Here is a 12,954-nt window from a genome sequence, read left to right on the forward strand (position 1 = left end):
TATCTACACCGACCAATCCTCAATTCGCCATTGGCCGTCTTGACGAATTAACTGATACTGAACTTGAATTTCATCGCTATAAGAAGCACCCCGATCCACTGCACCATTACGATAAAACTCTACCGATTCATTCACCGTCGCATCAACTGTTGCCCGATCTTCGTCATCCGGATTCACCGTGACTTCATTAATCGTCACTTGATGCTCATACTCACCATAGAAATTATCTTGCTGATCTTGCGTTGCCCGTTGTCTTTGTCTACTCAAAGCCGGATCGACCAAAATTGAGGACAACTGATCCACTTCATGATTAGATCCAAAGGCCTGAGCCTTCGTACTCAACCAAGTTTCAATCACCAGTTGTGCCCTCTCTTGAGTCAACGGCCCCGTATCTGCCGTTGCTTCAGGAGGCCCTTCCGGAATCTCTAGGGGCGGCTGATTGAGCATCAATTGTAACTGTTCCCCTTCCAAAGCTGGAGCATTTCTAAACAGGGAACCCATCAGGCCGAACACTTGACCTATGAGCCAAATGACAATCCATAATCCCAGTAATCCACCTGCTCCTAATAAAACTAATCGTCCCCAATGGATAGAAGAACGTCCCGTTTTCCCAGTCCCTCGCCGACTTTTAACCCGTCCCCGACCTCCAGAACCTGGGCGCTGAGTAACCCTTTGACTTCTGGATGGGCTATTTTGGGGGCGATCGCCCACTCCAGCAGACTCAGAGCGGCTTAAGGTTGCCGTTGTCGTCATCGAACGTTCTACCGAACTCCCCGCCTTTTCCCGAAGCGAACTTGAGGGAGCCGCTTGAGCATCTTCCCCTTTCTCGATCGAAATCCCCCCCTGACTCTCCCGCTTGGGAGTCGCTTCCGGCTTAGATTGCACCACACTCCATTGATTCTTCTGGCTGTTCTCTAAAGGCAAAGCTTCTAAATACGCTTGTACCCGATCGTCAGCAAAATACTCTTTCAGGGTTTGCTGACAATCAGCCAAGTCCCGAAAATGGGGAAACACCTCTTCCTGTAACCAACGCTCACTATACAAACACAAACCCGGCAATAAATCGGGAGCGCCTTGGGAATTTTCCCGAATAAACGCTAATTGTTCGTATTCCCGACTCAATTCTAGGGACTGGCTCGCTTCTTCCGTTTGTCCCAAGAGCAAACAGCACACCGCCTGTTCTAAATGCACATCCTGCCGAGACCCTAACCGCGTCAGCATTCGTTTAGCTCGGTTAATCAGGGACGGTTGTTTATAAGCAAATCCCCGCACCAATAGGGCATAAACCGCCAAATAAGTAGCCACAGCAGACGGGCGTTGGGCTTCGGTTTCAAATAGAGTTTGTTGTTCCAAGGAAGTCAGATAACTGCGTAACTGTTGCATAAAACGCAGAAAATCATCAATATTCAGCCCTGACTGATCGTCTCCCGTCCCATCCAGCCCTCCCCGTTCTTGCAGCATATCCCGCAGCATCTGAATACCGTGGCGATGGGCAAGGGCATCATCCGTTTTTTGGGACAACAATTCTAGAATGCGGTAGGGACGCAGTTTATATAAATCTGCTTGTACTTCTCCCCGTAGGCTGGGAAATACCCCTTCTTTCAACAGCAATTTTTCGCCCTTTTCTAGGGATAATGCCGCTTGTTCGTAGGTTCCCTGTTGCCATTGTTCTCGCCCCAACTCTAGACCTGCTAGGGCTAAGGTTAAGACCACATCAGCACGGGATAATTCAGGAATGGTATGGGTTGGCGTTTCTTCTTCCTCTTGGGCAGAGAGGGAATTCAGATACTCTTGTCCTAGATTTAAGACTAGCTCATATTCACCTAACTCTAGAAGGATCAACAGTGCCCCTAGGGTTTGATGGTCTTCCACCTCCAGCGACGGTAGGGTTTCTTGAATCTGGGTCTCTTGTTCTCCGTGGCTGGGAAGAGAGTGAAACGTTTTTTGGTCGTAAGCGGTTTTGGCTTCCGGATTAGATAAAATGTTGTAGGCCTGATCGAGCAGGGATTTTCGAGAGGCGATCGCCGTTTCCGAATATTCCCGCCGAGGCAGTTGCATCATGCGATCGCCGTGGGCCTGTTGCAACTGTTCGGCAGTTGCCTGTAGTGGTACGCCTAAAATTCGGTAATAATCGAGCGGAATACGCACAGTCTACTCCCTCAGCAGCAATGCTTACAGTTTAGGGTATGGAAAATCTGCCCCCCTTGTAACCCTTAGAATTATACTTCGCGCAACGATTCTTGTCTTGTCCTCCTTTAGATTTTTTCATCAAGTGTCCCCCTTCCCTCATGATTCCCCCCATCTCCCCATTGACGTATACTGAGTCTTTGCACAACAATAACATCAGCTTGTAGTGGTAGTAAGGGACGCATTCATGGCTCAAGAGAGGATCGTACCAGAATTTGATTCGTCTTCAGTGCAACTCGGTCAAGAAGAAGGACTCAGATTGTATGAAGATATGGTACTAGGGCGGGTATTTGAAGATAAGTGTGCAGAAATGTACTACCGGGGCAAAATGTTCGGTTTTGTCCATCTGTATAACGGTCAGGAAGCGGTGGCTTCTGGCGTAATTAAATCTATGCGTCCAGATGAAGATTTTGTCTGTAGTACCTACCGAGATCATGTTCATGCCTTGAGTGCTGGAGTTCCTGCACGGGAGGTGATGGCTGAGTTGTTTGGGAAAGCGACGGGATGCTCGAAGGGTCGCGGTGGCTCCATGCATATGTTTTCGGCTGAACATAAACTGTTAGGCGGTTATGCATTTGTGGCTGAAGGTATCCCTGTGGCTACGGGTGCAGCGTTTCAGAGTAAGTATCGCCGGGAAACCATGGGAGATGAAAGTGCCGATCAGGTAACGGCTTGCTTTTTTGGGGATGGGGCTTGTAATAATGGCCAGTTTTTTGAATGTTTAAACATGGCGGCCTTGTGGAAGTTGCCGATTCTGTATGTGGTAGAAAATAATAAGTGGGCGATCGGAATGGCCCATGACCGAGCGACTTCAGTTCCCGAAATCTATAAAAAAGCCCATGCCTTTGGAATGCACGGGGTTGAGGTGGATGGAATGGATGTTTTAGCGGTGCGGGAAGTGGCCAAAGAGGCGATCGCCCGTGCCAGAGCTGGAGAAGGCCCCACCGTCATTGAAGCCCTAACCTATCGGTTCCGAGGCCATTCCTTAGCTGACCCCGATGAACTGCGCTCTAAAGACGAGAAAGAGTTCTGGTTCCCCAGAGATCCGATCAAACGGTTTGCTAGTTATTTAACCAGTAAAGGATTGGCCACTGAGGCACAGTTAAAAGACATCGATCGCAAAATTCAAGATGTGGTTGATGATTCGGTGAAATTCGCCCTCGAAAGTCCCGAACCCGATGCCAGTGAACTCTACAAATATGTGTTTGTAGAGGATTAAAACCCTCAATTAACACTAACTCTCTTACCCAACAAGGGGCCCCGATCCCCTTGTCTGTCCTAACTCAGTCCATGAGATCGAGTTTTCAACTGTTAATTTCTAATTGATATTAGGGATGAACATAGACAAACCAGCCCACTAGGGTAACGAGAATGCTCACACCTAACAAAATCGTGAGAACATAAAGTTGGGATTGGCCGACGGAACTATACTTTAATCCCTCTCCACTAAACAGGGTCACCACCCCCACTAAATTGACAATGCCATCAACGATATATCGGTCAAACCAAGAGGTCAGTCGAGCCGATTGTTCTACCGCAAAGACAACGGTCATCCGATAGAGGCGATCGATATAAAAATCATAGGCTAACAGATCCTGGATCAATTTAACCGGTTTGAGAATTGACCGGGCTAAACTTCTCTGTAGGGGAATCTTTGCACCAATTCCACAGCCGACTATACCCGAAATAATTACTAGGAAAACAGTGGTTTTATTTACATAATCCCAGTTAGGAATCAGCGATAATTGATGTAATAACCAGGGACAGATTAAGGTGATAATGATTAAACTCACCATGGGTACGGCCATGGGCCAGGCCACTTCAGGAGCGCGGCGGGTTTTTGGTTGGGTTTCTCCGGCAAACACGAGACGATAGACCCGTGTTAAATTCACGGCGCTCAGAGCATTCACCAGCAACAGAACCACCAGTAACCAAGGTTCGGTGTACCAAAAGTCATCTGCACCTAAGCGCAGGGCCCAAAAACCGCCCAGGGGTAAAATGCCCACTAAACCCGCACTACCCACCAGAAATGAAGTGGTAGTAACCGGCATTTTTGATTGGAGTCCCCCTAGCTCGGTTAAATCTTGGCTATTGGTGGTGAGGATAATTGAACCCACACTCATAAACAATAAAGCTTTGGCGATCGCATGGGCAAACAGCAACATCAGAGCAAACCCTGTCCACTGAGTCCCCACCGCAATAAACACCAAGCCTAAATACGCGCTCGTACTGTGGGATAAGGCCCGTTTAATATCCACCTGCGCCAAAGCCACCAAAGACGCTCCAATCGCCGTTACAATCCCAATCACCACTAAAGTCGCCGAAGCCACTGGAGAGAGGGCCAAAATCGGTTGCAGCTTAATCAACACATAAGCGCCACAAGCCACCACCACCGAATTTCTCAAAATCGAAGCAGGGTTGGGCCCTTCCATGGCCTCATCTAGCCACAAATGTAGGGGAAATTGGGCGCATTTACCCGTTGGCCCCGCAATCAGGGCTAATCCTAGGGCAGTAGCAAACCCAGGGGATAATTGGGCAGTTTCTGCCCAGATATAGAGGCGATCGAAATCCAGAGTTCCAGCCGTCGTTCCCAAAGCCACTAACCCCATCAGCAACAAAATATCACCCACCCGCTTGGTTAAGAACGCATCTCTAGCCGCAGTCACCACCAAAGGCTGGGCATACCAAAACCCAACCAACAGATAAGTTGATAGGGTGAGCATTTCCAGCAAACCATAGGTCAGCAACAGAGAGTCACTCACAGCAATACCACTCATGGCCGCTTCAAAAAAGCCCATTAAGGCAAAAAATCGGGCCAAGGCCCAATCCTTTTCTAGATATCCCAGAGCATAGAGTTGGGCTAACAAGCTTAATCCCGTAATCAGGGACATTGCCCCTAAACTGACCGAAGAAAGGGTCAAGGTGAGGGAAAAATCAATATCCATCACCTTGAGCCAGTGAAAAACAATTAAATAGGGTTCTGTGTCCCAAACGAGATTAAAAACAATTAAGCCATGCCCTAGGGCCAAAACCGTCATCAGAAGGTTAAAGTAGGCGGCTGGCCTAGGCCCGGTACGACGCACCATCCGAGTTGACCAAGGCAAAGTAAGGATGGCTCCGACTAAACCATAGAATGGAATACACCAACTGGTTTCTAGGAAATATTCAGACATAAATGAGTTAATGGGCTAATCTGCTGTATTTTAAGAATTCAGTTAAAGTTTTAAGCTTAGTTTCTGGACAGTTTAAGACTCTCGATCTTCCCCTTGCTGAATGATTCGGCAATGATCCCCATCCTTAGCCTACCCTAAAATGGACTCTATCTCCTGAATAGAGCCGATGGCGATCGCCTCTCTCCCCTCCCCCACTCCCTTAAGTATATTTACATATCTTATTGACCTCATGAGTCGATGCGCCATTATATCTGAACTTTGTTAATAAAAAATTAATTTCTGTTAAGACATCACAAAAGTTAATTAATCAAATCAAGGGTTATTATGATTAATTCTATTGCCAGGAGAGTCATGCTTCCCATATCCTTAATAGAGAAGCAAAAAAAACTATTTTGCAAACTAGGAAATTTGGGTGTCCTAGTGCTATCTTTCGCTTTTTCAGATCAGGAGATTAACAATGCCCATAGCCGTTGGAATGGTAGAAACCCTAGGCTTTCCTGCCGTCGTCGAAGCTGCTGACGCGATGGTAAAAGCTGCCCGTGTGACTCTGGTCGGGTATGAAAAAATTGGTAGTGGTCGGGTAACCGTCATTATTCGAGGAGATGTGTCCGAAGTCCAAGCTTCAGTTGCTGCCGGGATTGAATCCGCCAAGCGGGTTGATGGTGGTGAAGTGTTATCGACTCACATCATTGCCAGACCCCATGAGAACCTAGAGTACGTTCTGCCCATTCGTTACACCGAAGCAGTGGATCAGTTCCGAAACTACTAGCACCCTTGAAATGTAGCATTGGGGGAGGTTGAGTCGATCATCATCACTCAACTTCATCCTCAAGCCGATCCACCTTCCTTGAACACTTTAGGAGTCTTGAATCAATGTCAATTGCAGTGGGAATGGTAGAAACCTTGGGGTTTCCTGCCGTAGTAGAAGCAGCCGACGCAATGGTAAAAGCCGCTCGCGTCACCCTCGTCGGCTATGAAAAAATTGGTAGTGGTCGAGTCACGGTCATTGTCAGAGGTGACGTATCAGAAGTTCAAGCTTCAGTTGCGGCTGGAGTCGATAACATCAAGCGAGTCAATGGGGGTAGAGTTCTGTCCACCCATATTATTGCTCGTCCCCATGAAAATCTGGAGTACGTTCTACCCATTCGTTACACCGAAGATGTACAGCAATTTGCGGAAAGTACCAATGCCATTCGGTCGTCTAATCGTCCGTAATGGCAGAATAAAACGATACATTCATGCAAATTGCTAAAGTTTGTGGCACAGTCGTTAGCACCCAAAAAGATCCGAGTCTTAGAGGGTCAAAATTTCTGCTGTTGCAGTTGATAGATGAGCAAGGCCGTCTTCTGCCTGAATATGAGGTAGCCGCAGATCCAAGCGTGGGAGCTGGATTAGATGAATGGGTGTTGGTGAGTCGTGGCAGTGCGGCTCGCCAAGTTGAAGGAACCCAAAACCGCCCTGTAGATGCTACGGTTGTCGGAATTATTGACACGGTAACCGTAAGGAACTCCCGCATCTATAGCAAAAAAGATACCTATTAATCTTCAGTCCTCAAGGGTCAGGGTTGGTCGAGGGCGGTATGCAATGTTCTATCTCCATTCAATCCATCAAAACCCTTGTGAGGTCGGAGACCATCCTAAACTCGACCCATGAACCCCATGACACTAGAGACAAAACTCTCGCTATAGGAGGAAAATTATTATGGTTGTGCGTAGCCATACAGGGAGCAGTGCGGCTCCCCCCACCCCTTGGTCAAAAGACTTAGCGGAACCGAAAGTTAATAGTAGTGCCTATGTCCACGCCTTCTCGAATTTAATTGGTGATGTCCAAATTGGAGCCAATGTCTTAGTCGCTCCCGGAACATCCATCCGGGCAGACGAGGGCGCTCCGTTCTATATTGGCGATCACACCAATGTACAAGATGGTGTAGTGATCCATGGTCTTGAAGAAGGCCGAGTGGTTGGGGATGATGGGCAAAAATACTCCGTATGGATTGGTAATCATTCTTCTATTACCCACATGGCTCTGATCCATGGGCCAGCCTATGTGGGAGATAATTGTTTTATTGGTTTCCGCTCTACAGTATTCAATGCCAGAATCGGCAATGGCTGCATCGTCATGATGCACGCTCTGATCCAAGATGTAGAAATTCCCCCCGGAAAATATGTTCCTTCTGGATCAATTATTACCAATCAACAGCAGGCCGATCGCCTGCCAGATGTGCAAAAAAATGACGTGGCCTTTGCCAGCCACGTGGTCGGCGTTAATGATGCCCTCAGAGTCGGCTACCGATGTGCCGACAATATCGAATGTATTACGCCCATTCGCGATGAATCGGGCCACTCATCGGGCAACTCTAGTAGTAATGGTCAAGTACAAAGCAATATGACAGCTCTTAATTCAGAAACCGTAAACCAAATTCAAAATTTACTCGCCCAAGGCTATAAAATCGGGGCAGAGTATGCCGATCAGCGCCGTTTCCGCACTAGCTCTTGGAAGAGCTGCCCTGTGATTGATTCGCGCGATACGAGAGCCGTCTTATCGGCGGTTGAATCTTGTATGGCGGCCCATGCGGGTGAGTATGTGCGCTTAATTGGTATCGATACCCAAGCCAAACGGCGCGTCCTAGAAACCATCATTCAAAGACCCGGCGATCAAGCGGTGACCCCAAGTGCCAGCGCTCCAGCCCCCTCTAGAGTAGCTCCAAGCCATCAAAATGGCTCCTCCTCCAATGGTGCAGGAATGGGCGCTGACTTGGCTTCACAAGTGAAACAATTGGTCAATCAAGGCTACAGAATTACGACTGAACATGCCGATAAACGACGCTTTCGCACCAGTTCCTGGCTAACTGGGACTCCGATTAGTGGAACCAGCCCTACAGCCGTTTTGAATGGCATTGAATCTGTATTGAAAGATTATGAGGGGGAATATGTACGCTTGATTGCCGTTGACCCCAATGCCAAACGCCGGGTTTTAGAAGAAATTATTCAGCGACCAGAGGGTAGGGTGGCTCCGAGCAGTAATGGTGCGTCCAGTATTGCCAGTCCTTCGGCTCCAGCTCCTCGTGCCAGTCGTCCGGCGGCGGTCGGTTCTGGAAAATTGAGTGCCGAGGCGATCGAACAAGTGCGGGCTTTGTTGGCCCAGGGCTACAAGATTGGCACAGAACATGCGGATAAACGGCGCTATAAAACGGGATCTTGGAAGAGCTGTTCTCCGATTGACTCCAACCGTGAATCGGAAGTGGTTGCTGCTTTAGAAGCTTGCCTCGCCGAACATGAAGGGGAGTATGTACGGATGTTGGGCATTGACCCGAAAGTTAGACGGCGCATGGCTGAATCGGTAATTCAACGCCCGTAAGTGTGGATTGAATTCCCTGAAGGGAATTAGCAGAGTGTAAAACTTGGGGGAGATTTACCTCCTCCAAGGGATGGGTTTCGGACTCTGTTCGATCTAAAAATGTGCTGCAACAATGAGGTTCGAGAATATTATGGCGGTGATGCCTTGGCAACCTCTTCATAACCAAGCGTCTTGTATTAATGGGGAGGTGAGCATTGACCCTAGCGCAGTGGTGGCTTCGGGGGTAGCGTTGATTGCTAATCCCCAGAGTCGGATTGTGATTGGGGCGGGAGTTTGTATTGGGATGGGGGTGGTGCTTCATGCCGATCGCGGAACGTTGAAGGTTGAAGATGGGGCAATCTTGGGAGCGGGAGTGTTGATGGTCGGCGCGGGAACCATTGGAGCAAGAGCTTGTATCGGGCCCGTTTCAACGGTGTTTAATTGCTCAGTGAATTCAGGGCAAGTAGTGGCTCCCGGTTCGTTATTGGGAGATACTGGACGTTCGGGAACTGAGGTTCAGGTGGTGGAGAAAACGGTTGAGTCTGTCACGACAGTGGAGCCGGTGGAAGACCCTCCAAAAAAACTAGAGCCTCCAACGGAAGACTCTAAGGTTGAGACCGATCGCCCTCAATCGAATCCTTCGGCGACACAATCTTCGATTCATGCGGCGGTCGCCCGTAATTTAATCGCCAATCCCCCACCAACCCGGACGAAGCCTTATTTAGAGACTCCTAACCCAGAGGAACCTTTAGCCGATGAGCCAACTCAAGCCACTGAACCCCAAAAGGATGAGGGGTCTGATTCACTCAACCCATCGGTGTATGGGCATCAACACTTACAACGGTTAATGGCGACCTTGTTTCCCCATCGTCAGGCCTTCAATGGGGATATACAAGATTCTCCCGTTTCTGAAGATTCCGATTGAGAGATTCCGTCAGGTTTGGCGATCGAACCTTTATACTAAAAACATAGCGTAAATATAGAGGAGTGAAGATGATCGATAGCCCTCTGAAGTCAAAAGCATGAGTAGACCCGACACTCTCAATGGAAGTGCATTAGGTTTGGTGTCAACCCGGAGCTTTCCCGCAGTGATTGCGGTAGCAGATGCCATGATTAAGGCAGCGGAAGTGACCTTGGTGGGCATTGAAAAAATTGGTAATGGCTATTGTACGGCGATCGCCAGAGGGAGGATCGCCGATATTCGGTTAGCAGTGGACTATGGCTCGCAAACGGCCCGTGACTTTGGCCCGGAGCAACTTGTCAGTAGTAGCGTCATTCCCAGACCGTTACCGAATTTAGAAGTTATATTCCCCATCAATCCCCAATTTATGGAAGTCGCGGCTTATAACCAGGAAAATCGCTATAGCCGTCAAGCCGTAGGATTGCTCGAAACCATTGGCTTTCCGCCCATGGTTGGGGCAGCCGATGCCATGCTCAAATCGGCCAATGTAGAATTAATGTCTTTTGAAACTATCGGTTCTGGACTCTGTACAGCCATTATTCGCGGTTCAGTGGCCGATGTAGCCATGGCGATCGAATCGGGCGTATATGAAGCCCAACGCATTGGAGAACTCAATGCCATTTATATTATTCCCAGACCTCAAGACGACTTAGAACAAATTCTCCCAGTAGCCAGTGCTTTGATGACAGAAGAATCAGAACCCTTGAAATTACCTGTGAGCATCGAGCAGGAAGAGATGGAGGAAGAATTGATCAAGTTACCCGATCTGGAAAAAGTGCCCCTGAAAATTGAAGAAAAATGAGCGCAACTTTTTTCCTTGTATGGATTTAATCGAGAAATAAAGCGCCTAAATTCTTAAACTGAAAGCGCAAATGGTCTGGAATTCCCTTGGTGTGATTAAACTCGGTATGGGTTAATATCGTATCTTTCCAAGTTACATCTTGCACGTTGGAGTGAGTAAAATCTGCTTCCCGTAAATTAGCATCACTTAAATCGGCCCGGTAAAGATTAGCTTTAGAAAGATTAGCACGACACAGGAGAGCTTCACTTAAAAACGCTCGTTCTAAGTCGGCTTGAAATAACTCGGCGGCGGTCAAATTGGCTTGATTCAAGAAAGCTTGATTTAAATCTACTCCAACTAAGTTGGCATGGGAAAAATCGACTTGATTCAAGAATGCCCCCATTAAATTACTTTGAAACAAATTCGCATGGGATAAATTGGATTGAGTCAAAAAGGATTGACTTAAATTCGTGCGGCGTAAAATACCATAGCTCAAATTGACTCGTCTGAGATTGGCTTGATTAATTAAGGCCGCACTCAAATTCGCATGACTTAAATTAGCATCACTTAGATTAATGCCGCTCAGACAAGCATGGCGAAGAATCGCCCCAGTTAAATCGGCTCCGCTCAAAAAAGCACCCGTTAAATTGCTCTTTTCTAAATCTGTTGCGCTCCAATTAATGCCATTGAAATTTCCCTCTTTCAAGGTTGCCTCCCTGAGATCCGGTAGAATTTCAGGATGACTCTTGCGCCAAGCGTTCCAAGTGTCTATTCCTTCATGAAGTAAATCTAAATGTTCTTGATTGGCCATAACTCAGATGACAGACAGAGGTAAGGAGTAGATAAAAAATTTTTAGGGTGTCGTTTCCTGCGGATTATTAGAATTTCTGGTTGTATAGGAACCTAAAGGCTTGCCAGATCAGAAGTCTTTATCTTAAATGAGAAGAGGTTGGCCTTGAAGCTAACGTCTTAAAGATGGGGTTTATGGGCCCCAAATTTAAGATTGAATTGTGTCCCGTTGCCGATCGCCTAGGGAGGGTCTGTGACTAATTGTCCTGTTTGTGGTACAGAATATATCGAAGGAACCACGAAACTCTGTAAAACCTGTGGTTGGGATTTAACTCCGGAGTCGATTCCCGACCAAGTGCTACAAGTCCTCCTGCAACGAGAACGGTTGCGTTTGGCTTGGGCCAAAGGGGTTTGGGCTAGGGCCAGGGAATTGGCCTCGCGGGTGAGGTTACAGTCAACATTGGGGGATCTACAGTCTCAGTTAGAGTTAGCGACCCAAGAGCGATCGCTCCTCCAAAGTCAACTGTCTCAAGTATATTCGCAAATGGAGGAAATCAGCCCAGCTCAACTCCAGGCCTTACTGATGAATCAAACGGATGGAGGGGAGACCCTGGTGGAGTTGCAACAAATCCAAACTCAACTTCAACAAGAACTCAGTCAAACCCAGGAATTACTCGAATTAGCCCAATCTCAAATTGGTTCGGATGGTCTAGATTTAATCATTGACGCGCTACAAGATCCATCTCTTCAGGTGAAACGGGTGGCTTATTTATTACTCCAACGCAGTGGTTCTTTGAAAGCAAAGGAAGCACTCGAAGCCTTTAAACTAGAGAGTTATCAGCTTTTTTCCTGCGTATATACCGGGGAACATAACGGGCCGGTACGGACGATCGCCGTTTCCCCGGATGGCCAGTGGATTGCCAGTGGGAGTAATGACCAAACGATAAAAATTTGGCACGGGGAAACCGGGGAACTGCACCACACCCTGACCGGCCATAATGGTTCAATTTTATCGGTGGCTATTTCTTCGGACGGAGAAATTTTGGCCAGTGGCAGTAGCGATCACTCCATTAAGGTTTGGAATCTCAAAACGGGTGAACTTATGAGTACCCTGGCTGGGTATGCTGGGGAAGTGTGGACAGTGGCCATTACTCCCGACAATCAAATTGTGGCTGGAGGCAGTGAGGATAAAACTATTAAGCTCTGGAATTGGAAAACGGGAGAGTTAACCAGTACCTTAGCTGGGTATGCGGGAGGCGTGCGATCGATCGCCATGAGTGGTCAAGGGGATAAAATTAGCGGGGGGAGTAACGATCAAACCATTAAGTTGTGGAACTTAGACCGTAAGGAGTTACTCTATACCTTAACCGGCCATAGCGATCGCGTCCGCTCAGTAGCCATTAGTCCAGATGGTCAACGGTTAGCCAGTGGCAGTAGTGACCAGACCATTCGCTTATGGAATTTGGAAACCGGAGAAGTCGAACAAGTGCTTTCAGATCATGTAGCAGCCGTAACTTCGGTGATCGTTACTGCCGATAACAAAATTCTCGCCAGTGCCAGTGATGATTGTACAGTAAAGTTATGGAATTTGCAGACCGGCGAGTTATTGCAAACCTTTACCGATCATAACAATTATGTGGTTGGGGTAGCCATCAGTGCCAACGGTGACACCATGGCCACAGGAAGTTTCGATCATACGGTGAAAATTTGGCGGGTGGTGGCTTAAA

11 protein-coding genes are annotated in these 12,954 nt (G+C 47.8%); 8 read left to right on the forward strand and 3 right to left on the reverse strand.

All coding sequences use genetic code 11. The features are described from left to right. Nucleotides 1-3 precede the first annotated feature (3 nt). Entirely contained in the window at nt 4-2,148 is a 2,145-nt protein-coding gene (locus tag PMG25_RS10340; protein ID WP_283766822.1) for an IMS domain-containing protein, read from the reverse strand. A gap of 226 nt (nt 2,149-2,374) precedes the next feature. Here PMG25_RS10340 and pdhA point away from each other — a divergent pair, with 226 nt between their 5' ends. After that, the gene (gene pdhA, locus PMG25_RS10345; protein WP_283766823.1) at nt 2,375-3,406 is read left to right on the forward strand and encodes a pyruvate dehydrogenase (acetyl-transferring) E1 component subunit alpha; all 1,032 of its coding nucleotides are present in this window, start codon (nt 2,375-2,377) and stop codon (nt 3,404-3,406) included. Between the two features lie 109 nt (nt 3,407-3,515). Here pdhA and PMG25_RS10350 read toward each other — a convergent pair whose 3' ends face one another. Continuing rightward, nucleotides 3,516-5,360 carry an NAD(P)H-quinone oxidoreductase subunit F gene (locus PMG25_RS10350; protein WP_283766824.1) on the reverse strand — a complete coding sequence of 615 codons (1,845 nt, stop codon included), beginning with the start codon at nt 5,358-5,360 and terminating at the stop codon, nt 3,516-3,518. Between the two features lie 457 nt (nt 5,361-5,817). On the opposite strand from PMG25_RS10350, the gene PMG25_RS10355 reads away from it, so the two are divergent. The 6 genes from PMG25_RS10355 (at nt 5,818) to ccmO (ending at nt 10,459) form a co-directional block, all read left to right on the forward strand. Then, nucleotides 5,818-6,129, forward strand: a complete 312-nt coding sequence (locus PMG25_RS10355; protein ID WP_283764130.1) for a carbon dioxide-concentrating mechanism protein CcmK — start codon at nt 5,818-5,820, stop codon at nt 6,127-6,129. Between the two features lie 104 nt (nt 6,130-6,233). Next, nucleotides 6,234-6,575, forward strand: coding sequence for a carbon dioxide-concentrating mechanism protein CcmK (locus PMG25_RS10360; RefSeq protein ID WP_283764131.1), 342 nt, complete (start codon nt 6,234-6,236; stop codon nt 6,573-6,575). A 23-nt stretch (nt 6,576-6,598) separates the two neighbouring features. Then, nucleotides 6,599-6,901 (forward strand): beta-carboxysome shell vertex protein CcmL, encoded by a 303-nt coding sequence (ccmL, locus tag PMG25_RS10365; protein WP_283766825.1) that lies wholly within the window; start codon nt 6,599-6,601, stop codon nt 6,899-6,901. Nucleotides 6,902-7,061: 160 nt separating this feature from the next. Further along, entirely contained in the window at nt 7,062-8,717 is a 1,656-nt protein-coding gene (ccmM, locus tag PMG25_RS10370) for a beta-carboxysome scaffolding protein CcmM (protein WP_283766826.1), read from the forward strand. A 112-nt stretch (nt 8,718-8,829) separates the two neighbouring features. After that, complete coding sequence (gene ccmN / locus PMG25_RS10375) at nt 8,830-9,621, forward strand: beta-carboxysome scaffolding protein CcmN (protein WP_283766827.1); 792 nt, start codon at nt 8,830-8,832, stop codon at nt 9,619-9,621. Nucleotides 9,622-9,718: 97 nt separating this feature from the next. Further along, complete coding sequence (gene ccmO, locus PMG25_RS10380) at nt 9,719-10,459, forward strand: beta-carboxysome assembly protein CcmO (protein WP_283766828.1); 741 nt, start codon at nt 9,719-9,721, stop codon at nt 10,457-10,459. A gap of 25 nt (nt 10,460-10,484) precedes the next feature. On the opposite strand, the gene PMG25_RS10385 is transcribed toward ccmO, so the two are convergent. Next, nucleotides 10,485-11,249, reverse strand: coding sequence for a pentapeptide repeat-containing protein (locus tag PMG25_RS10385; protein ID WP_283766829.1), 765 nt, complete (start codon nt 11,247-11,249; stop codon nt 10,485-10,487). A 231-nt stretch (nt 11,250-11,480) separates the two neighbouring features. Here PMG25_RS10385 and PMG25_RS10390 point away from each other — a divergent pair, with 231 nt between their 5' ends. Continuing rightward, the gene (locus PMG25_RS10390; RefSeq protein WP_283766830.1) at nt 11,481-12,953 is read left to right on the forward strand and encodes a WD40 repeat domain-containing protein; all 1,473 of its coding nucleotides are present in this window, start codon (nt 11,481-11,483) and stop codon (nt 12,951-12,953) included. Nucleotide 12,954: the final 1 nt, after the last annotated feature.

It is taken from the genome of Roseofilum capinflatum BLCC-M114, assembly GCF_030068505.1.
GTDB lineage: Bacteria > Cyanobacteriota > Cyanobacteriia > Cyanobacteriales > Desertifilaceae > Roseofilum > Roseofilum capinflatum.